18 protein-coding genes are annotated in these 20,393 nt (G+C 68.7%); 8 read left to right on the top strand and 10 right to left on the bottom strand.

Annotated features, from left to right (window positions below):
* Both AMS67_RS13760 and AMS67_RS13755 read left to right on the top strand, forming a co-directional pair.
* Positions 1-504 (top strand): ATP-dependent zinc protease family protein, encoded by a 504-nt coding sequence (locus tag AMS67_RS13760; protein WP_442354829.1) that lies wholly within the window; start codon positions 1-3, stop codon positions 502-504.
* A gap of 63 nt (positions 505-567) precedes the next feature.
* On the top strand, positions 568-1,665 hold the full coding sequence (locus tag AMS67_RS13755) for an N-formylglutamate amidohydrolase (protein WP_053387878.1): 1,098 nt from the start codon (positions 568-570) through the stop codon (positions 1,663-1,665).
* Positions 1,666-1,896: 231 nt separating this feature from the next.
* On the opposite strand, the gene AMS67_RS13750 is transcribed toward AMS67_RS13755, so the two are convergent.
* Together AMS67_RS13750 and AMS67_RS13745 are read right to left on the bottom strand one after the other, a co-directional pair.
* Positions 1,897-3,243 (bottom strand): anaerobic C4-dicarboxylate transporter, encoded by a 1,347-nt coding sequence (locus AMS67_RS13750; RefSeq protein ID WP_053387877.1) that lies wholly within the window; start codon positions 3,241-3,243, stop codon positions 1,897-1,899.
* Positions 3,244-3,372: 129 nt separating this feature from the next.
* A complete protein-coding gene (locus tag AMS67_RS13745; protein WP_053387876.1) occupies positions 3,373-3,804 on the bottom strand; it encodes an META domain-containing protein in 432 nt (143 codons plus the stop codon).
* A 282-nt stretch (positions 3,805-4,086) separates the two neighbouring features.
* On the opposite strand from AMS67_RS13745, the gene AMS67_RS13740 reads away from it, so the two are divergent.
* The 3 genes from AMS67_RS13740 (at position 4,087) to AMS67_RS13730 (ending at position 9,250) form a co-directional block, all read left to right on the top strand.
* Positions 4,087-6,411, top strand: a complete 2,325-nt coding sequence (locus tag AMS67_RS13740; RefSeq protein WP_053387875.1) for a S1 family peptidase — start codon at positions 4,087-4,089, stop codon at positions 6,409-6,411.
* Positions 6,412-6,566: 155 nt separating this feature from the next.
* Positions 6,567-7,886, top strand: coding sequence for a MalY/PatB family protein (locus AMS67_RS13735; RefSeq protein WP_082305524.1), 1,320 nt, complete (start codon positions 6,567-6,569; stop codon positions 7,884-7,886).
* Positions 7,883-9,250, top strand: coding sequence for an O-acetylhomoserine aminocarboxypropyltransferase/cysteine synthase family protein (locus tag AMS67_RS13730; RefSeq protein WP_053387874.1), 1,368 nt, complete (start codon positions 7,883-7,885; stop codon positions 9,248-9,250). Before AMS67_RS13735 ends, AMS67_RS13730 begins: the two co-directional genes overlap by 4 nt.
* An 8-nt stretch (positions 9,251-9,258) precedes the next feature.
* Here the strand turns inward: AMS67_RS13730 and panB are convergent, their stop codons facing one another.
* From panB to AMS67_RS13690, 8 genes are all read right to left on the bottom strand, one after another.
* Entirely contained in the window at positions 9,259-10,104 is an 846-nt protein-coding gene (panB, locus tag AMS67_RS13725; protein ID WP_053387873.1) for a 3-methyl-2-oxobutanoate hydroxymethyltransferase, read from the bottom strand.
* Position 10,105: 1 nt separating this feature from the next.
* Entirely contained in the window at positions 10,106-11,017 is a 912-nt protein-coding gene (panC, locus tag AMS67_RS13720; protein WP_053387872.1) for a pantoate--beta-alanine ligase, read from the bottom strand.
* Complete coding sequence (locus tag AMS67_RS13715; protein ID WP_053387871.1) at positions 11,014-11,784, bottom strand: Rossmann-like and DUF2520 domain-containing protein; 771 nt, start codon at positions 11,782-11,784, stop codon at positions 11,014-11,016. Before AMS67_RS13715 ends, panC begins: the two co-directional genes overlap by 4 nt.
* Before the next feature lie 8 nt (positions 11,785-11,792).
* Positions 11,793-12,983: a UDP-N-acetylmuramate dehydrogenase gene (locus AMS67_RS13710; protein WP_075201417.1), complete on the bottom strand. Its 1,191-nt coding sequence runs from the start codon at positions 12,981-12,983 to the stop codon at positions 11,793-11,795.
* On the bottom strand, positions 12,983-13,408 hold the full coding sequence (locus AMS67_RS13705; protein ID WP_053387870.1) for a MaoC/PaaZ C-terminal domain-containing protein: 426 nt from the start codon (positions 13,406-13,408) through the stop codon (positions 12,983-12,985). The genes AMS67_RS13710 and AMS67_RS13705 overlap by 1 nt, the downstream gene beginning before the upstream one ends.
* On the bottom strand, positions 13,405-13,857 hold the full coding sequence (locus AMS67_RS13700) for an FAS1-like dehydratase domain-containing protein (protein WP_053387869.1): 453 nt from the start codon (positions 13,855-13,857) through the stop codon (positions 13,405-13,407). Before AMS67_RS13700 ends, AMS67_RS13705 begins: the two co-directional genes overlap by 4 nt.
* Positions 13,858-13,929: 72 nt before the next feature.
* Entirely contained in the window at positions 13,930-14,625 is a 696-nt protein-coding gene (locus AMS67_RS18115; protein WP_075201397.1) for a DUF937 domain-containing protein, read from the bottom strand.
* 86 nt (positions 14,626-14,711) lie between these two features.
* Positions 14,712-15,383 (bottom strand): hypothetical protein, encoded by a 672-nt coding sequence (locus AMS67_RS13690; RefSeq protein WP_053387868.1) that lies wholly within the window; start codon positions 15,381-15,383, stop codon positions 14,712-14,714.
* A gap of 121 nt (positions 15,384-15,504) precedes the next feature.
* Between AMS67_RS13690 and AMS67_RS13685 the strand changes: the two genes are divergently transcribed.
* The 3 genes from AMS67_RS13685 (at position 15,505) to AMS67_RS13675 (ending at position 20,380) form a co-directional block, all read left to right on the top strand.
* Positions 15,505-17,274, top strand: coding sequence for an acetyl/propionyl/methylcrotonyl-CoA carboxylase subunit alpha (locus AMS67_RS13685; protein ID WP_053387867.1), 1,770 nt, complete (start codon positions 15,505-15,507; stop codon positions 17,272-17,274).
* 58 nt (positions 17,275-17,332) lie between these two features.
* Positions 17,333-18,313 carry an LLM class flavin-dependent oxidoreductase gene (locus AMS67_RS13680; RefSeq protein WP_053387866.1) on the top strand — a complete coding sequence of 327 codons (981 nt, stop codon included), beginning with the start codon at positions 17,333-17,335 and terminating at the stop codon, positions 18,311-18,313.
* A 297-nt stretch (positions 18,314-18,610) separates the two neighbouring features.
* A complete protein-coding gene (locus tag AMS67_RS13675; protein WP_053387865.1) occupies positions 18,611-20,380 on the top strand; it encodes a hypothetical protein in 1,770 nt (589 codons plus the stop codon).
* The last annotated feature ends 13 nt before the right edge of the window (positions 20,381-20,393 follow it).

Here is a 20,393-nt window from a genome sequence, read left to right as displayed (position 1 = left end):
GTGATTTCCTGCCAAGATAGATGCGTGACCGTACCTGACCATTCAAGCACTCCAACGGGGTGGCGTGAATGGGTGAAGCTGAATGGTATCGGCGTGCCGTGGATCAAGGCGAAGATCGACACCGGCGCCCAGACCTCCGCCCTCCACGCAACCGAGATCACCGAGTTCGAACGCTCGGGCGAGCCGTGGGTCCGCTTCCTCGTACAGCCGTGGCAGGTGGACGATGATGACGCGGTCGAGGTCGAGCTTCCGGTGCACGATCGCCGCACCGTACGCAGCTCATCGGGCCATGCGCAGCTGCGCCCCGTCGTGCTCGTGAAACTCACCCTCGCGGGCCGCAAGATCGAGGCCGAGCTCACGCTCACCGACCGCGAAGAGATGGTCTTCCGCATGCTCATCGGTCGCGAGGCGCTGCGCCAGGGCTTCGTGGTCGATTCAGCCGCGTCGTACCTCGGGGGCCGCCCGGCCCGCCAGATTCGGCGTCGCAATCGCGGCCGCGCCTAACGCGCCGAACACGCTCCCGGCCAGCCTCTTCCGGCCCGCCACCCCCAGCACTACTCTGGTGCCATGAACGCGAACGATCTCGACCTGATCCCCGCCGGCACGGTGTTCGCCCCCGACGAGATCATTCACTACGCCGACCCCGACACGCGCGATCTCGACCGCGCGATCGCCGAGGCTGACCTGCTGGTCACGACGCCCCACTCGGGTGCGGCGATCCCGGCAGAGCTCGCCGAGTTCCTCTCCCCCGAGCTCACCCGCCGTCTGCAGTACGACTTCACCGATGTCGCGACGGCTTCGGTGGTCAAACGGTGGGCTGAGATCGATCCGCGCATCGTCGCGGTGATCAACCCCCACCCGCGTCTCGTGCGCGACCCAAACCGTGCCAAGCCGGCCGATGTGCGCGCCGATCTGCAGCAGGCGATCGAGCGGGTGCGCGAGGCCGGCCCGTGGCAGAAGGTCGACCTGTCTGGAGTCGACGCGATCCGCCCCGTCACGTTCTCGTTCTTCCCGATTCTCGAAATCCCCGAGACCGCCGAAGGCCTGCACCGCCTCGTCGACACCTTCGCCGCCACCGCCGAGCAGGGTCTTGGCGTGTACGAGGCGACGCGAGAAGTGCTCACCGATCGATTCATCGAGCACGGGCTCGCCCACGGCGGCTCGTTCACGCGCCTGTCCTTCCACGACACGATGAACACGACCACGACTCGCGAGGGCGCCGTCAACATTGCGCGTGCCCCGCAGGATCGCCTGCCCGCCGTCGTCGCACTCTCCAATCGCGGTGATGCCCAGGGCGAGTCGCGCGACCCCGCCGACCCGCCGACCATGCACCCGGCGGCCCTGCGTCGTCTGGCCGCCGCGCACCGCACCGGGTTCGAGGTCGAAGCGCCCGAGGCGGTGCTGCTCAACCAGCCGTACCTGGGCAGCCAGGAGATTCTGGCGGCGGGTGCGCGCTTCCGGGCACTCGAAGCCGAGGCAGCCGAAGCCGGGCTGACGCTCGGGGCGGTGCAGGCGGAGTTCTTGCGCGAGTACCTGCTGGGGCCCGAGGCCGTGGCCGAGTTGCAGCAGCCCGGCACCGAGTGGATCACCGAGGATCGCGAACGCGTCGACATCCTCGCCTACGCCTGCAAGCGGGCGTGGGATCAGTTCCGCGACCAGGCATAGGGCGCCCGGGCGCCGCCGCGCTACCGCGCCCACGCCCGCGCCATCCCCGCGCCCGCGCCATCCCCGCGCCCGCGCCATCCCCGCGCCCGCGGCGCCATCCCTTCGAGTGCACCGGTTTCTCCCGAGTGCACCCAATAGACAATGGTGCTCTCGGCAGAAAGTGGTGCGCTCGACGCGGGGGAAAGCGACGCAGTGGTCAGCGACGCAGGGCGAGGCTGGGCCGGGTAGCGCCTAGGCGCCGCCCCAGATCGCCCCGAATGCAGCGCCGGCGGCGATGGTGGTGACCGCGAGAATCAGCGTCGGCAGGAAGAACGAGTGGTCGACGAGCTTGGTGCCGAGCTTCGTGCTGCCGGTCGTGTCGAAGTTCGCCGCGGCGATCTGCGATCCGTTGGTGGGCAGCAGGTAGATGCCGGCAAACGCACCGGCCCACATGCCCGTGAGCAGTCCGAGTGGAATGCCGGCGGCCAGGCCGATGGGCACGATGGTTCGCGTCGCCGTCGACTGGCTGGTGGTCAGCACGCAGACGAGGAAGACGCCGAGTGCGAAGATCCAGGGCACCGCGGTGACGAGCCCGCCAACCCCGTCGGCGATGAGCGTCGTATGCGCGCCGAGGAATGTATCGGTGAGCCACGCGAGACCGAAGAGTGCAATCGCCGAGACCATACCGGCTTTGAAGACCGTCATCGTCGGAATCTCGCTGACCTTCGGTCGTGAGACGAGCAGGATCAACGTGCCTGCGACGAACATCACGATCTCGATGATCGGCGTCATGGAGATCGGGTCGCCGTCGGCGGTCAGCGGTCGCAGCCCTTTGAAGAGCCCGAAGATGACGATTGCGGCAACGCCCAGCAGGAAGATGATCGCGGCGTTGCGGCCAGCGGTCGTCACCGTGACCTGCGCCTTCACTTCGTGGGCACTCGACTGCGGCGCGGCGATCTCCCCCGAGGCGATCTTCGCCTGAATCTCGGTGTCGTCGGCAATCTCCTTGCCGAGTCGATTCACCACGATGCTCGAGAGCACGATGCCGACGATCGCCGCCGGAATCGTGACCTTCAGGATGTCGATGAGTTCGAAGTTCCAGGGTGCGGTGTCGGTCAGCGTCACCATCGCCGCCATCGCCGCCGAGACCGGGCTGCACGCGAGAGCGACGCCGGTCGCGACGACCGACAGCGAGAGCGGGCGCGAGGGGCGGATCCCATTGCGGTACGCGAGATCCTGAATCACCGGGAGCAGCGGATACAGGATGTTCGAGGTACCGGCACCGACCGAGAAGAGGAAGGCAACGAGCGGCGCGACGAGGGTGATCTGCTTGGGGCTCTTCGCAATGAGCTTTGCCGCGATCGACACCATCCAGTCGATGCCGCCGGCCGACTGCATCATCGATGAGGCGAGCACGACCACGAGCACGATGAGCAGGGCATCGACCGGCGGGTTACCCGGGGCAAGGCGGAAGACGAAGACGAGGATCGCGACGCCGGTGCCACCCCACAGACCCAGGCCGACACCGCTCGAACGCGTGCCCATAACGATGCAGCCGAGCACGACGAGCAGTTGCGTGATGAAGAGAAACGCGTCCATGAGACCCCCAGTGTCTGAACGAACCTGAGAGTCAGCGTATCCAGTTGCTGTGCGTGGGCACAGCTTTTTTTACACGGTGTCCATGTCGACTGCGAAAATTCGCGTCGCTTGGCGTCACACTTGTCTGTACTACTGCGAGTCTGTTGCGCGCTGCAGCGTTCCGATCTGTTCGCCCGCCTCGTTCATCACGTTCATGGTGTCGCCGTCGATCTGCACCTCGCGAATACCGCGCAGCCAGTCGTCGACGCCGGGGCAGGCCATCAGGGTCGATGCGAACGTGTCGACGCGCACCGTGTCGCCGTCGATCGTGTATTGCGTGCCGATACCGTTGCACCCATCGGTGCCTTCAATCGATCCGCTCTCATCGAACGTCAGTGTCGGGTTTCCCTGCTCATCCGAAGTCCAGGTGCCCGCCAGATCTGCCGCACTCACCATCGTCGTCCTCTCACCTGCAGAGCCTTGCGTGTTATTGCCAACATCCTGTGCGCAGCCCACCAGAGCGACCGTGCCGCTGAGCGCGAGCAGCAGCGCAGCTCCTGTGCGTACGTGCATGCGTGTCATGGGATCCCCTCCGTCGTTACTCCGCATGCTAGCCACCCCAGATGACACTGCATTGCAAATTTCTTGAATACACAGCACATCGGGGATTTTTTGCACAGTGTCGACATTCTCAGTTCGCTCACCCCTTGCACCCGGCTAACGAACAGGTTACGTTTACCCCGGCCCCTGGTGTCGGACCAGGGTGCTCGCGCAGGGGAAACGCGCAAGCATCCGATCGCCCGTACGTCCGGTTTCATTCCGGTGGCCATGTTGACCATTTACGATCACCATGGGGGATTACACGTGACGAAACGTCGTCCTGTCGCGCTTGGCGCGGCGATCACGATCGGTTTCGGAAGTCTCTTCTTCGCAGCACCGGCGCTTGCCGATGACGTAGAGGCTCCGACCGATCAGCAGGTGCAGGAAGCACCCGTCGTAGCCGAGGAAACCACGGCTGTTCCGGAAGAGGCGCCTGTCGCTGCGGCCGAAGTGCTCGAAGACGCAGGTGTGCAGGTCGTCGCGCTCGGCGTTGATGCCAGCGGCAATCCGGTCATTGTGCAGACCGAGGGCAGCGAGACCGGCCCCGAGGTCGACGCAGCAATCGATGCCTACGCCGCAGAGCTCGGTTCGCCCGGCGCGAAGGTGCAGACCGTGTCTGAGGCTCCGATTGCCTACGCGGCCACCGATGTCGTCGGCGGCGCAGGCTACCTCGCATTCCAGGGCGGCAACCCCCAGAGCTTCTGCTCGGTAGGGTTCACCGCATGGAGCCCCGACAATGAGCCGGTGCTGCTCAGCGCCGGTCACTGCACCCACGACGGCGACTACACCGAGACCGGTCTCGTGCAGCCGTCGGAGCAGCCCGCGGTTACCGGTGGTGCACCCGGTACCGGTGCCGTGCCCAACGGCACCGGCAAGCTTGGCGACTTCGGGTTCTCGCAGTTCGGTGGCGTCGGCAATTCCGAGGCGACCGATGCGAACAACCCCGATCCCGAGGGCACCGATGTCTCCATCATCGAGAACATCCCGTCGACGTTCGACCTGCGCCCCGAGGTCACGGACTGGACGACCGCTGGTGCAGAAGACCTCGCCGCCAGCACGATCAAGATCAAGTCGGCCAACACTGCCAACCCGGTTCCCGGAAGCGCGGTTTCGAAGAGCGGCCGCACGACCGGCTACACCTCCGGCACGGTGGGCAACCTCGTCGATGGCTGGGCAACGATCACCACGCCTGAGGGCGAGCCCCGCTGGGTGCGCGGCTTCGAGAGCAACGTGCTCGCGGCACCGGGCGACTCGGGCGGCGCAGTCTTCCAGGGCACCAACGCCATCGGTGTGATCAGCGGCGGCAGCCCGGCTTCGGGCAGCACCCCGCAGTTCACCTGGACGGCTTCGCTGAAGCACATCCTCCCCCACATCCCGGGCTACGAGGTCGCGCTCGACATCGACGCACCTTCGGTCGATACCGATCTGAGCGAGAAGATCGCCGGCGGCAGCGACATCGTTGTCAGTGTTCCGAGCAACGCGACCGAGCTGTCGGTCGGCTTCGGCAACGCCGGCGAGACGGTGCCCGTGTCGAACGGCAAGGCAACGTTCACGGCGCCCACGACGCCGGACGATTACTCGTACACGATCGTCGCGCAGAACGGCAAGAGCAGCTCGGACTCGGTCACGGTCGACTTCAGCGTCGCACTCGCCGCTCCGGCAATTGACACGACCAAGTTCACCTCGAACGACGTCACCATCACGGGCACCGGCGTCGCCGATGCCACGGTCGACCTGTTCCTGCGTAACGCCGACGGCATGGGCGAGTCGCACTCGACCACTGTTGAGTCGGACGGCACCTGGTCGGTTGAAGCTGAACTCGGGTACGGCACCTTCGACTACGAGCTGCGCCAGAGCCTGAACGGCGAGGATTCCTCAGTCGTCGAGGGCGAGATCAAGGTGCTCCCCGCAGCGCCCGGCAATCCGACGATTGCCAACGGCTCGGAGTTCCCGGTCGGCGAGGGCCCCACGAGCCTGAGCGGCACTGGCATCAACGATGCCAACGTCTCCCTCGAGTTCACCGAGGGCACGCAGCCCGCAGGCATCACGACCTCGACGCAGGTCGCCGACGGCGAATGGGGCTTCGACTTCGGAGCGCCGCTGCCGTCCGGTTCCTACACGCTCACCATCACGCAGTCGGTGACGAACCCCGAGGTGGCGATTCCGGTGAATGCACCTGTTGCCTTCCTCGTCGGTGCGTCTGAAGAGGTCGTCACCTCCGATCCGACCGTGATCACGTTCGTGGTCGCCGCGGCAGTCGATCCGGGCGCGAATGCCGGCGGTGCAGCCGACGGTGGCTCGGCAGCCGGCGGCGGCGCTGACGGCACCGCAGCAGCAGGCGGCGGCACCGCAGGCGCCGGCGCAAACGGCACTGCCGGTGCAGGCGCTGGTGCGAACGGCACCGCAGGTGCAGGCGCAAGCGGAACCGCTGGTGCGGGCACCGGTGCTGATGGCGCCAAGCTCGTGAACACCGGTTTCGATGCCGGCTCGCTGGTGCCCTTCGGTATCGCGGCCCTCGGCATGCTGGTGCTCGGCGCGGGCGCGATCGTGCTGACCCAGCGTCGTCTTCGCGCCGCAGAGTCGGAGTAAGCTGCCGCGGGTCTGACTCGCGCGACTTACACGCACCAACGGGCCTCGATCTACGGATCGGGGCCCGTTGGTCGTTTCCGATTCATCACAGTTCTAAATGACGGCCCATTACCTCGCGACTCGCGCCGCCGTGCGACGCGCGAGAGCATGGATGCATGACTGACGCCGACTGTACTGCGACGACCAGCGTCGATCCTTCCGGCGTCCCGTTCACCGAGCTCGACCCGCATCTGCTGCGCGCGCAGCGCACCAGCATCAAGTGGCGCCGCTTCGCCGACGACGTGCTCCCCCTGTTCGTGGCCGAGATGGACTTTGCAATCGCCCCCGAGGTACGCCGGTCGATCATCGAGCGCGTCGAGGCCTCCGATCTCGGATACCTCGACCAGCCGGGCATTCTGGCGCCCGCATTCGCGGGGTTCGCGCAGGATCGCTGGGGCTGGCACGTGCCGCACGATCACGTGCACATCGTCACCGATGTCGCCACCGGGGTGGTTGAGGCGTTGCGCGTGGGCCGGCCTCAGGGCGGGCGACTGGTGATTCCGACGCCAACCTACCCCGGCTTTTTCGAGATGCTCGAGGAAGTGCCGTTCGAGGTCGTCGAGGTGCCGCTCGCCGCAGACCCGGCGGGGCACCGCACGGGTGATGATCCCGCCGTTTTCGCAGCACCGGTGCGCCTCGATCTCAACGCGATCGAGCGCGCCTTCGCCAGTGAAGACGGGGTCGACGCCTTCGTGCTCTGCAACCCGCACAATCCGCACGGCCTGGCGCACTCCGCAGCCGATTTGGCCGAGCTCGCGCGCCTCGCAGCCGCTTACGACGTGTTCGTGGTCTCCGACGAGATCCACGCACCACTCACCTATACGGGGGCGCAGTTCACCCCGTTCGCGCCCCTCGCGGCCGAGGTCGGCGCGCTCGCCGTCTCCACACTGTCCGCGAGCAAGGCTTGGAACCTCGCGGGTGCCAAGTGCGCCGTGCTCGTCGCCGCCGATGAGCGCGCGAACGAGGTACTGAACCGCCTGCCCCCCGAGGCCGTCACGCGCGTGAGCATTCTTGGCCTGCACGCCAACACGACCGCCTTCACCGAGTCCCGCGACTGGCTCGACCGCGCGATCGCGCAGATCGAGACGAACTTCGCGCTCCTCGCCGAGCTCATCGCCGCACGTCTGCCGGGCGTACGCGTCACGCGGCCTGACGCGGGCTACCTCGTCTGGCTCGATTTCAGAGCGGTGGGCCTCGGCGACGATCCGTACTCCCGTATCTTGCACGACGCCCGAGTCGCCTTCAACGACGGCGCCTTCTTCGGCGACGGCGGAGCCGGCCACGTGCGCATCAACCTCGCCTGCGCGCCGCAGACCATTCGAGCGGCGGTGGATCGCGTCGCGTCGATCCTCCCCGCTCCCCCGGCGCCTGCCACTGCGGCACCCGCCGCATCCGAAACGTCACTGCCCGCCCTCGACCTGGAGGCCACCCGATGAGCGACCAGCCCCTCGACACTGCACAGCCCGTCACCGATTGGGAGGGGTTCGACTTCGACACCCGCCAGGTGCACGCCGGCGAGTACCCTGATCTGAACACCGGTCTGCGTGTACCGCCGATCGCGATGTCGGCGGGCTACGTGTTCGATGACTTCGACGACCAGGTCGACCGCTTCGCAGGTCGCTCGACAGATCCGATCTACTCGCGCCAGGGCAACCCAACGAACTCGGTTGCCGAGGAGCGCCTGGCATCACTCGAGGGCGGCAGTGCAGCCGTCGCGGTGTCAAGCGGGCAGGCCGCGATCTCGGCCGCGCTCTTCACGCTCGCGCAGGAGGGCGATCACATCGTCTCGACCGCCTCGATCTACGGCGGCACCCGCATCTTGTTCGGCCGCAGTTTCAAGCGTTTCGGCATCGACGTCGACTATGTCTGGGATGCGGCGGACGACGCCGAGTGGGATCGGGTGATTCGCCCGAACACGAAGGCGATCTACACCGAGACCATTCCGAACCCGCGCAACGACGTCACCGATCTGCGCCGCATCGCCGCCGTTGCCGCGCGCTACCACCTGCCGCTCGTCGTCGACAACACCATCGGTACGCCCGCGCTGATCCGCCCGTTCGAGCACGGCGCGAACATCGTGGTGCACTCGACCACGAAGTTTCTCACCGGCCACGGCGCTGCGGTCGGCGGCGCGCTCGTCGATGGCGGCACTTTCGACTGGGAGGCCGCCGAGCGCGCCGGCCGCGCCTACCCGCTCATCACGAACGCCCCGCGGCCCGGGCTGGGCTCGATGCTCGACCGTTTCGGCACGGGTGCCTACGCTCGCACGGCGCGCGAGGCCGTGGTCAACGACATCGGGCCGTCACTGTCACCCTTCAACGGCTTCTTGCTGCACCAGGGCATGGAGACGCTGTCGCTGCGCATGGAGCGCCACGTCGAGTCGTCGCTGCGCATCGCCGCGTGGCTCGAGGAGCAGCCAGAGGTCGAATCGGTCGACTACTCCGGGCTCCCGTCGAACGCCCTGCACGACATCGCGTTGCGCGATTACTCGGGCCGCACCGGTTCGATCTTCGGTGTCACGGTGCGCGGCGGCGTCGAGGGCGCCCGCGCCTTCGTCAACGGGGTGCGCGTCTTCTCGCGCATGACCGGTATCGGCGATACGCGTTCGATGGTGATCCACCCGCTGACCTCGACGCACGCGACCTTCACCGACGAGATCAACGATCGCCTTGGCATCACTCCGGGGCTGCTGCGCCTCTCGATCGGGCTCGAGTCGGCCGACGACCTCATCCGCGACCTGCGCGCTGGGCTCGATCGCGTCGGGGCGCTCGCCTCGCCCGCGATCAGCCTCGCGCGGTAGCCGGCGCGCTACTCGCCGAGTTCGGCCCGCGCCGCCGCGATCGCCTCATCGGTCGCGGCGTAGCGGTGCTCGGGGCCGGGGAAGGTGCGCGAGCGCACCTCGGCCGCGTACGCCTCGATGGCGGCCACGGAGTCGTCGCCGACGCTGCCGTACCGCTTCACGAATTTCGCGGTGTGACCCTCGGTGATCCCGAGCAGATCATTGAGCACCAGCACCTGCCCGTCGGCATCGCCCGCCCCGATGCCGATGATCGGGATGCTGAGCTCACCGCGCAGCAGCTCGGTGATCTCGGCGGGCACGGCCTCGACGACGAGGCAGAAGGCACCCGCTTCTTGCACGCCACGGGCCTCGCGCACGAGCTTGGCCGCGCTCGCACCGGTGCGCCCCTGCGCGCGCATGCCTCCGAGCGCGGTCGCGGTCTGCGGGGTGAGCCCGAGGTGCGCCACCACCGGGATGCCCGCCGCAACGATCGCGCGGATGCGGCTGAGGCGCGACTCCGAGCCGCCCTCGAGCTTCACCGAATCGGCGCCCGCCTCTTTCACGAACCGGATGGAAGTCTCGACCGCCTGCGCATCCGACACCTCGGTCGACCCGAACGGCACGTCGCACACGACGAACGCGGTCTCGGTGCCGCGGCGCACGGCGCGGGCGAGCACCAGCATCTCGTCGGTCGTGACTGGCACGGTCGAGTCGTAGCCGAGCACCACCTGGGCGCCCGAATCGCCGACGAGCACCATGTCGACGCCCGCCCGCTCGGCGGCGCGCGCACCCGGGTAGTCGTACGCCGTCACCATGACGATCGGCTCGCCGGCGGCGCGCTTCTCGGCGAGCGCAGGAATCGAAACCTTCGGCATGTCAACGCTCCTCGGGGTGGGGGTGATGCAAGGCGGGTGGATCGCCGAACCCATCAGCAGTCGGCGGAGTCAGCAGCGTGTTGTCGATGAGCCGCACCGTGCCCACGCGCGCGGCGATGGCGAGCAGCGCGGGGGCCTCGATCGTCTCGAGCGGCGCGAGGGCGCTCGTGTCGACGAACGCGAGGTACTCGGGCTCGATGCCCGCAGCGGTGAGCACTGCGGCGGCGCGGGCATGCAGTGCGGCGACGCGGGTCTCCCCCAGCGCGAGCGCGGTTTCGGCGGCTTCGAGGGCGCGCGGGATCGCGAGAGCCCGTGCGCGATCTTCAGTGCTCAGGCGCACGTTCCGGCTCGACTTCGCCAGCCCATCGTCGTCGCGCACCGTCGGGCAGGCCACGATCTCGACGGGCAGCCCGAGGTCGGCGACCATACGGCGCACGACCAGCAGCTGCTGCGCGTCTTTCTGCCCGAAGTAGGCGGCGTCGGGGCCGGCGGCGATGAGCAGTTTCGACACGACCGTCGCGACGCCGTCGAAGTGTTCGGGCCCGCGCCCGGCGGCCTCGAGGGTCTCAGTCAGGGGGCCGCCCACGTGCACGTTCGTCGCGAACCCGCCGGGGTACAGCTCGGTCGCGTCGGGGGCGAAGATCACGTCGACGCCCGCGCCTGCGGCGAGCGCCGCATCGGCCTCTTCCTGGCGCGGGTAGGAGTCGAGGTCGGACGCCTCGGTGAACTGCTTGGGATTCACGAAGATCGACAGCACCACGAAGCCCCCGGCCTGCTGCGCCGCGCGCACGAGCGAGAGGTGCCCCTCGTGGAGCGCGCCCATGGTCGGTACGAGCCCGACGTGCGGCGATCCCGCAGCCCGCGCATTGCGCACCTGCTCACGCAGTTCGCGCACCGTGCGCACGATCTTCATCGGGTCTCCTCGGTCTGGTCGCGAGCGCCGGTCGGCTGCCCCGTCGTGTCGTCGTGCTGCGCCGCCAGTTCTCGACTCGCGGTCACCATCGCATCGTACAGCGGTACGGCATCGGGCAGGCGCTCCGTCACCGCGGCACGCTGCCGTGCGATCGTTGCTTCGTCGCCGCGCGCGACCGGGCCGGTCAATGCGCGGACGGCGCCGAGATGCTCCCAGTTGTCGAGCGCCCCGCGTGCCAGCGGCACTAGGGCCTCTCGCGGCACCCCGGCCGTCGATGCGAGTCGCTCAGCCACGCTTTCGAGCGTCACCAGAAAGTTCGCCGCGATCGACGCAGACGCGTGATAGGCCGCGCGATCCGCATCGCTCACTGCGAACGTGCGCAGGCCAAGCTGCCCCGCGAGCCAGATCGCTGCGGCGTGCGCCCGCTCTCCGGCCGCCGAGAGCGCTGCCCAGGAACCCGCGAACCGCGTCTCGGCTCCCGTCACCGAGAGCAGCGGGTGCACGCTGAAGCGCTCGTGCGGTGCGAGCGGTGCGAGCGTCGTCGCGCCGGAGAGATGCGCGACGATCGGGCCGGGCTCGACCAGCACTGCCGCAGCGGAGATCTCGGCGTCGGGCACCGCGAGCAACACGACGTCGGCCGACCGGCCGTCGGCATCACGGCCCGTGGCTCCGCGCCCGGCAAGCGGCAGTACGTCGACGCCGGCCTCGCGCAGCACGTGATGCAGCGCGGCGCCCATGCGACCCTGCCCGACGACCTGGACCCGCATGGTCTCGGCTACAGCTCGAGGCCGTAGAGGTTGGGCTCGGGCGCCAGGATCACGCCGAACTCCTGCTGCACCCGCTGCACGACGAAGCGCGCGAGCTCCGCGACGTCATGCGCCGTGGCACCGCCGCGATTCGTGATGGCGAGCGTGTGCTTCGACGAGATCGCCGCACCCGACCCGGGCAGGTGGAAGCCGCGCTGCACCCCGGCGTGCTCGATGAGCCAGGCGGCCGACAGCTTCACCATGCGCTCGGGCGTCGCCTGCGGCACACGGATCGGGTACCCCGCCTCGAGCTCCTCGAACGTCGTCACGGCGTCCGCGACCTCGGGCACCGGCTGCGGAAAGCGCGGGGCGTTCTCGGGCAGCTCATGGGCGAAGCGCTCGGTCACGATCGGGTTCGTGAAGAACGAGCCAGAGCTCCAACTGTCATGGTCATCGGGATCGAGCACCATGCCCTTGGATGCGCGCAGGCCGAGCACCGAATCGCGCAGGTCGCGGATCGGCACCCGATCGCCGATCTCGACGCCGAGCGCGCCGGCCAGCTGCGCGTACGCGATCGGCTCGGAGAGCACCTCGGGGGCGGCGTGCGCACGGCGCCCGGGGCCCACCTCACCCACGGTCAGCACGATGTCGATGGAGAGCACGACGCCTTCGAGACCCTGCTTGATCGCCGAGTCGCGGTACGCAAGACCGAGATCTTCGGCGGGAATGCGCCGGGCGTACCCGCGGTCGCGATCGAGAAACTCGATCGAGTGGAGTACGTCCGAGAGCTCTTGACCGTACGCGCCGATGTTCTGCACCGGAGCCGCACCCGCAGCGCCCGGGATGCCCGAGAGGGCTTCGATGCCCGACCAGCCGTTCTCGACGCACGCCGCGACGAGGTGATCCCAGTCGTGCCCGGCCTGCACTCGCAGACGAATCTTGCCCTCGGGCAGTGCGTCGTCTTCGACCGGCGCGATGCCCGTGGTGCGCACGAGCAGCACCGTTCCCGGGAAGCCGTCGTCGTGCATAACGGTGTTCGAGCCGCCACCGAGCAGCAGCCACGGCTCGTCCGTATCCCACAGCCCCTGCGCGAACGCCACGAGCTCCTGCAGTTCGTGCGCGACGAGCACGCGCTCGGCGGGGCCGCCAACGCGCATCGTCGTGAGCTGCGAGAACGGGGTGCCGTCGCCCGCGGGCTCGGGTCCGATCTCGGGCAGGATCACGCGAACGCCGCCACGAGCTGCGACTTGCCGAGCACCGTCGCGCCGTCGAACACGACCTTCAGATCGAGGCGTGCGGTGCGGGCCTCGGCGTCGAGGGCACCGACCGTCGCGGTGACCGTCAGCGTCGCACCGGCGACGGCATCGACGGGAACCGGTCGGGTGAAGCGCGACTGGAAGTCGGCGACATGCCCGGCGGTGCCGAGCCAGTCGGTGGCAACCGAGCCCGCGACGCCCATCGTGAGCATGCCGTGCGCGAGCACGCCGGGGAGCCCCACCGAGGTCGCGACGTCATCGCGGTAGTGGATCGGGTTGAAGTCGCCCGAGGCGCCCGCGTAGCGCACGAGGTGGTCGCGGGTCAGCGCGATCTCGCGTTCGGCGACGACGTCACCGACGGTGAGCTGAGAAAAGTCTGCGGCGGTCATGCGTGCTCCTCCTCGGCGCGAACGACGAGCGTAGAGATGGCCGTCACGACGTGCGCACCATCGGCGTCGACCACGTCGCTCGACGCGGTCACCATCGAGTGCCCGCCGAGCTGCTTCACTGCCGCGATCGTGAGCGTCGCGGTGAGCTCGTCACCGGCGACGATCGGCCGAGAATAACTGAAGCGCTGGTCGCCGTGCACGACTCGGGAGAAGTCGACGCCTGCCTCGTCGTCGGCGAGCAGCTGTGCGAGTGTGCCTTCTTGCACCACGACCGCGAAGGTGGGCGGTGCCACCACGTCGGTGTAGCCGGCGACTCGGGCCGCCTCGGGGTCATGATGCAGCGGCGACGCGCTGTGCACGGCTCGTGCGAATTCGCGCACCTTCTCGCGGCCGACGAGGTACGGCGCAGTCGAGGGGTACACCCGGCCTTGGATCTCTGGATTCACCACGGTGCCAGTGTAGCGAGAGCGGCTCCGGGCCGTGCCGGAGCCGCTCTCGCTGGTCACTCTGAACTGGGTCGGCTACTTCTTGCCGCCCAGCAGGCCACCGAGCAGGTCGCCGAGACCGCCGCCTGAAGACTGCTTGGAATCGGAGCCGCCGCCGAGCAGGCCGCCCAGCAGATCACCGATGCCGCCACCGGACGACTGCTTCGAATCGGAGCCGCCGCCGAGCACGCCGCCGAGCAGATCGCCCAGGCCGCCACCCGAGGACTGCTGGGCGTTGCCCGAGCCGCCGCCCAGCACGCCGCCGAGCAAGTTGCCGAGCACGCCGCCGAGGCCGCCGCCATCATTCGTGGCAACGGTGGAGGTCTGACCGCCGACCTTGCCCGAGAGGAACTGCAGCACGATCGGAGCGAGGAGCGGGAGGAGCTGCGGGATGAGGCCGGAGATCACCGAGTTGCCCGAGTTCGAGCCGAGTGCGAGCGCGACGTCATCTTTCTTGTCACCGAGCACGTGCTTCACGATCTTCTCGCCATCGGCTTCATCGATCGCATCGAGGGAGATCGTTCCCTGCTGCGGAGCGTGCTTCTCGAGCGTCGAGGCGAGCTTCGCCGCGCCCTGCTCGTCGCTGGCGTTGACGGCGAGGCCGCCCACGAGACCCGGCAGCGCCTGGCGCACAGCCGCATCGATGGTGGCCTCATCGACGCCGAACTTGGCGGCGAGGTCGGCGGTGGGAACCTGGCTGAGCAGGTCGTCGAGTTCGTTCTTGCTGGCCATCGGATCCTCCATCGGGTCTGCACTGCGACCACTCATCCGCGGCCACGATTCACAGATTATCGGGATGCGCTCCGATTCCACACCCTTTATGACGCCGCAGTAGTCAACCAGATCGTGAACACTGCGAACGCGAGTGCGGCCACCCCCAGACCGACGTAGACGAGCGGGAGGGAGGCCCGGCCCGGGATCGCGAGGCCGCGCTGCACTCGAGTCAGCCGAGCGAGCGCGGGATCTTGGAGCGCCGTGGCGTGCTGCGCCGGGTCGGCGAGCGTCGCGTAGTGGGCGATGTCGGGTCGGGCCGGGTCCATGACCAACCACGCGCCGGAGTCGGTCGGTGGGAGCACCGCGGCCGCGGGCAAGGCGAGTGCGACGGGCACGACCCCGCGCTCCGTGTGCACGGCGTACAGCAGCTGATGCACTGTGCGTTTTCCGCGGGCGGGCACAATGCGCACGAGCTTCGCCGGCACCGGGGCGGTCGCGGCCGGGGTGGCAGACATCGAAGCGACGAGCCGCGGGGTGAACGCCTGCTGATCTCGCAGCAGCAGAACGAGGCCGATGACGAACCCGATGAGCATGACTGAGGTCGCCACGAGGTGAAAGAACGAGGTCTGCGCGATGACCTCGGGCGAAAGCCGCGGCAGCGCGATGAGCCACGCGAGCAACCACCCGAGCATCACCGCCGCCCCCGCGAGATACCAGCCACCGCCACGGAGCAGGGTACGGCGTTGGCGTTCGGCCAGAGTCATCGCGACGTCCATGCCAACACCCTATGGGCCACCGCCGACATCCGCGCACGCTGTGGCCGTCGGTAACGTTTCACGAAAAGGTTTGTGCGATATATCCAAGGGATGACCGCACCGCTCGAATAGGCTGTACCTCATGTCGCGTATTCGTAAAGTGCTCATCGCCAACCGCGGTGAGATCGCCGTCCGCATCATCCGAGCCGCCGCAGACAGCGGCATCGCCTCGGTCGCCGTCTACGCAGATCAGGATCGCGACGCGCTCCACGCGCAGCTCGCCGACGAGGCCTACGCCCTGAACGGCACCACCAGCGCCGACACGTACCTCGTGATCGAGAAGATTTTGGGCGTCGCCCGCCGCTCGGGCGCCGACGCCGTGCACCCCGGGTACGGCTTCCTCGCCGAGAACGCCGACTTTGCTCGTGCGGTCATCGCCGCGGGCCTCACCTGGATCGGCCCCGGCCCCGACGCCATCGAGCGCCTCGGCGACAAGGTTTCGGCCCGCCACGTCGCCGAAAAGGTGGGCGCCCCGCTCGCCGCCGGCACCAGCGACCCGGTGCAGAACGCCGACGAGGTGCTCGCGTTCGCCGACGAGGTCGGCCTGCCCATCGCCATCAAGGCTGCCTTCGGCGGCGGCGGTCGCGGTCTGAAAGTCGCCTACGAGCGTGACGAAGTCGCCGAGCTCTTCGAATCGGCCACGCGCGAGGCCGTCGCCGCCTTCGGCCGCGGCGAGTGCTTCGTCGAGAAGTACCTCGAAAAGCCCCGCCACGTCGAGACGCAGTGTCTCGCCGATGCGCACGGCAATGTCGTGGTCGTCTCGACCCGCGACTGCTCGCTGCAGCGCCGCCACCAGAAGCTCGTGGAAGAGGCGCCCGCACCGTTCCTCACCGAGGAGCAGAACGAGAAGCTCTACGCGGCGTCGAAGGCCATCTTGAAGGAGGTCGGCTACGTCGGCGCGGGTACCTGCGAGTTCCTCGTCGCGAAAGACGGCACCGTGTCGTTCCTCGAGGTCAACACGCGCCTGCAGGTCGAGCACCCGGTCTCGGAAGAGGTCACCGGCCTCGACCTCGTGCGCGAGCAGTTCCGCATCGCCGAGGGCGGCGTGATCGAGTACGGCGACCCTGAGCCCCGCGGCCACTCCTTCGAGTTCCGTCTGAACGGAGAAGATCCGGGCAACGGCTTCCTGCCCGCTCCCGGCCCCGTCTCGCTCTTCAAGCCCGCATCGGGCCCCGGTGTGCGTATCGACACGGGCGTGACCTCGGGCGACGTCGTCTCAGGCGCGTTCGATTCGATGCTCGGCAAGCTCATCGTGACTGGCGCGACGCGCGAGGAAGCGCTCGAGCGCTCGCGCCGCGCGCTCGACGAATTCGAGATCCAGGGCCTGCCTACGGTGCTGCCGTTCCACCGCAAGATCGTGCGCGATCCCGCATTCACGGCACCCGACGGCACCTTCGGCGTCTACACGCTCTGGATCGAGAGCGAGTTCGACAACGACATCGAGCCGTGGGAGGGCGAAGTGCCCCCGATCGCTCAAGATGCGAAGCGCCGCACCGTCACCGTCGAGGTCGAGGGTCGCCGCGTCGAGGTCACCATGCCGGCGACGCTGCTGCCGCTCGTCGACCAGGAGGTCACCCGCGGGCCCGCGCCGCGCCGCGCGAAGGGCGCCGGCATCGCCGCGTCGGCCGGTGACAGCGTCACCGCACCGATGCAGGCCACCGTCGTGAAGCTCGCGGTCGAAGAGGGTCAGGAGGTCGCCGAGGGCGATCTCATCGTGGTGCTCGAGGCGATGAAGATGGAGCAGTCGATCTACGCGCACCGCTCCGGCATCGTCGCGGGCGTCGACGCGCCGGTCGGCCAGACCGTGTCGAACGGCCATTTGCTGCTCTCGATCATCGACCCGGCCGAGTAACGCGAGCGCTCCGCCGCACGGGCGGAATAGACCCACCGACAGCGGGGTTGCATTCACTATGAGTGCAACCCCGCTGTCGATTCTGGACCTCGCCACCGTCGAAGCGGATGGCACCATCGCGGACGCGTTCCGCCACTCGGTCGAGATCGCTCAGCTTGCGGAGTCCGGCGGCTACACGCGCATCTGGTACGCAGAACACCACAACATGCCGTCGATCGCTTCGAGTGCGACGTCGGTGCTCATCGCGCACATCGCCTCGCAGACGCACACCATCGGGCTCGGCGCCGGAGGCGTGATGCTGCCGAATCACTCGCCGCTCGTCATCGCCGAGCAGTTCGGTACGCTCGCAGAACTGCACCCCGGGCGCATCCACCTCGGGCTGGGCCGGGCACCGGGCTCTGACGGCGCCACCTTCCGCGCGCTGCGGCGCACATACGAGGCGGCCGAGAGCTTCCCGAACGACGTCGCCGAGTTGCAGCGCTATCTTTCTGACGAGCTGCCGCGCACCGCCGTCAATGCCTACCCCGGCCGCGGCACCCGAGTGCCGCTCACCATCCTCGGGTCCAGCCTGTTCGGGGCCAGCCTCGCGGCGCAGTACGGGCTCCCCTACTCGTTCGCCTCGCACTTCGCCCCGCAGGCGCTGAAGTCGGCGATCGACCACTACCGGAGCCACTACGTGCCGAGCGAGGCGCACCCCGAGCCCTACGCCAGCGCGGGCGTCAACGTGGTCGCCGCCGACAGCGACGCCGAGGCCGAAACGCTGTTCGCTCGCGCCGAGGTGGATCGCGTACGCCGTTTCCTCTCACGCGGTCGCGAGCAGGAGCTCACCTACGACGAGGCCTCCCAGCTGATCGACACCCCGGCTGGCCGGGAGATCCGCGGCATGATGCAGTACACCGCGATCGGCGGTGCCACTCGTGTGCGCGAAGAGCTCGAGGCGTTCGCGAAGTTCGCCGACGTCGATGAGCTCGTCACCGTGCACGTGGCCCCGACGCGCGCCGAGCAATTGGCGTCGGTGCGCATCGCCGCCTCGGCGTAGGCACCGCGCCGCCCCGCCGCCCACGACCCAACCTTCTGCGATTGGGCTAACTTCGGACCAGTGTTGGCGCCCCAAACGGCCTTCGCACCGGTCCGAAGTTACCCCGATCGCGCGGGATGCATGCAGTGGGGACCTCTGACGTGGGTGCGGGGGTGAGGTGCCTGCGCGGTGCTCCACGCACAGAGGCCGGGCACGGGAGCCACATAGCTCGGGCACTAGCGCGGGCGCCGCCCCGACCCCTAGGGTGATGTGGGGGATCGCGATCCCGCACCGATTCCGTCTCGATGAAGGGCCCGCATGCGCGCTGTTCGCTCACGTTTTCTTGCCGCGTTCGGCGGGCTGGCGGTTGCCGCCTTCGCCCTCAGCGGGCCACTCGCGTCCGTCGCCGCACACGCAGAGACCACGCCTGCAGAGACCACGCCTGCAGATGCCGCACCGACAGCGCCCGCGCCGCTCGACACTGAACCGGTGATTGAATCGGTGACGCTCGAGCCGCACTTTATCGGCGAGCCGAGCTGGCCGTCGACGATCTTTCCGACCGCGGCAGTGCGCGTCGCGTGGACTGAAGCGGCGCCGGTGCCGGGCGGTTCGTTCTCGGTCGACCTGTCGGCCGGCCTCACGGCATCCGCAGCAGCCGGCGAGATCACCGACGACGCGGGTGTGCCGCTCGCGACGTACGCCGTGTCAGGGAACGGCAGTCGCATCACGGTCAACTACGCCGAAGCCGCCGGGTCAGTGGTGAACCTGTCGGCGACGCTCGGTATCTTCGTGGGCACCGACACCGCGGGCCCGTCGTCGACGACGATCACCGGCACTGCCACGATCGGCGGCACCGCGTATCCCCTCTCGACGCCGATCACCGGAATGCCCTGGAGCACTCTGAACACCATCGGCACCTGGACCACCGGCCCCGCAGGAGCGCCGCGATTCGTCGCGCGCGCCATCGCGGAGTCGGAGTCGGCGAACGCCGCGCACGGCGGCGAGTGGGTCGGAGTCGGCTCCACCGAGGAGTGGCCCGGCACGCTCGCTCCGACCTCGGGTGGCACGCGTGTCTTCGCGTTCGACGCACTCCCCGACACGCTCGCCGAATTCTCTGACCCGACCGCAATGCTGACTCTTGGCGACGACTACACCCTTGACGAGACCGACTCCCAGTCCGGCTATGCGGTCTTCGGAGTCACGGTTCCCGAGCCCGCAGATGGCTATCTCGTGGTCGAGCAGCAGTTCGATTTCGTGGACGACGGCGGGGTGCTGTTCCTCGGCCCGAACACCGCATTGCCCGACGCAGCCCGTGGCGTGTTCGCCACCGGCACGGCGGTGGCCTCGGGCACCGTCGACGCGCACGCGGGTACGGGCACCGACACCGGGGTCAGCCGCCTCACCTCGCTCACCTACTTCGCGGGGTCGGGAGGCACGGCGACGGCCGACGCCATCGAGCTCGGCCTCACGCTCACGCGCGACACGTCGGTCGTCGCGACCGGCACCGGCACCGCGAGCGCCGCCACGACACTCACGCTCCGCAATACGGGCAACGCGACGGTCGATGTCTTCGCGTCCGATGCGGTCACGACCGCTGCGGCGAGCGCGACGCTGCGCGATGCCACCGCGTCGCTCGGCGCAGCCACGATCGACGGGCGCGCCGTGCACTGGACGGCGCGCCTCAGCGCTGGTGAGACCGCCACACTCGCGTACACCGCCGACGCTCGCGCGACGAGCACCTCGGCTGGCAGCGTCACGTTCTCGGGCTCGGCGGTCGGCGTCGCACTGTCAAACGCGACGCTCAGCGTGCCCGTTGTGGCCCCCGACGGCACGCTCGCGGTGACGGGCTTGCCGGTGCCGGTGGATCCGGTGAACCCCGTCGATCCGGTAGACCCGGTGGACCCAGCTCTGCCGACAGCCCCACCGTCGCCAACAGCCGAAGCGAACGCGTCGGCCACCGGGCAGGGCCCGATGCTCGCGCGCACCGGTGCGTCCGAGCAGGTCGTGCCAGTCGGCCTGATCGCCGCAGCAGCCTTCATCGTCGGCGGTGTCTTCGCGCTCGCCGCTCGCCGGCGACGCCGACTCTAAGCGACGCACGCCC

This window comes from Leucobacter japonicus, from assembly GCF_001273855.1.
GTDB lineage: Bacteria > Actinomycetota > Actinomycetes > Actinomycetales > Microbacteriaceae > Leucobacter > Leucobacter japonicus.
Note: the sequence above shows the minus strand (reverse complement) of the source record. Positions and strands in the feature narration are given on the sequence as shown.

What these genes read in the sequence shown, in the direction of transcription:
- AMS67_RS13755 (WP_053387878.1), top strand. Translation starts at nt 568, where the DNA reads ATGAACGCGAACGATCTCGACCTGATCCCCGCCGGCACGGTGTTCGCC.
- AMS67_RS13750 (WP_053387877.1), bottom strand. Translation starts at nt 3,243, where the DNA reads ATGGACGCGTTTCTCTTCATCACGCAACTGCTCGTCGTGCTCGGCTGC.
- AMS67_RS13745 (WP_053387876.1), bottom strand. Translation starts at nt 3,804, where the DNA reads ATGACACGCATGCACGTACGCACAGGAGCTGCGCTGCTGCTCGCGCTC.
- AMS67_RS13735 (WP_082305524.1), top strand. Translation starts at nt 6,567, where the DNA reads ATGACTGACGCCGACTGTACTGCGACGACCAGCGTCGATCCTTCCGGC.
- AMS67_RS13730 (WP_053387874.1), top strand. Translation starts at nt 7,883, where the DNA reads ATGAGCGACCAGCCCCTCGACACTGCACAGCCCGTCACCGATTGGGAG.
- panB (WP_053387873.1), bottom strand. Translation starts at nt 10,104, where the DNA reads ATGCCGAAGGTTTCGATTCCTGCGCTCGCCGAGAAGCGCGCCGCCGGC.
- panC (WP_053387872.1), bottom strand. Translation starts at nt 11,017, where the DNA reads ATGAAGATCGTGCGCACGGTGCGCGAACTGCGTGAGCAGGTGCGCAAT.
- AMS67_RS13715 (WP_053387871.1), bottom strand. Translation starts at nt 11,784, where the DNA reads ATGCGGGTCCAGGTCGTCGGGCAGGGTCGCATGGGCGCCGCGCTGCAT.
- AMS67_RS13705 (WP_053387870.1), bottom strand. Translation starts at nt 13,408, where the DNA reads ATGACCGCCGCAGACTTTTCTCAGCTCACCGTCGGTGACGTCGTCGCC.
- AMS67_RS18115 (WP_075201397.1), bottom strand. Translation starts at nt 14,625, where the DNA reads ATGGCCAGCAAGAACGAACTCGACGACCTGCTCAGCCAGGTTCCCACC.
- AMS67_RS13690 (WP_053387868.1), bottom strand. Translation starts at nt 15,383, where the DNA reads ATGGACGTCGCGATGACTCTGGCCGAACGCCAACGCCGTACCCTGCTC.
- AMS67_RS13685 (WP_053387867.1), top strand. Translation starts at nt 15,505, where the DNA reads ATGTCGCGTATTCGTAAAGTGCTCATCGCCAACCGCGGTGAGATCGCC.
- AMS67_RS13680 (WP_053387866.1), top strand. Translation starts at nt 17,333, where the DNA reads ATGAGTGCAACCCCGCTGTCGATTCTGGACCTCGCCACCGTCGAAGCG.
- AMS67_RS13675 (WP_053387865.1), top strand. Translation starts at nt 18,611, where the DNA reads ATGCGCGCTGTTCGCTCACGTTTTCTTGCCGCGTTCGGCGGGCTGGCG.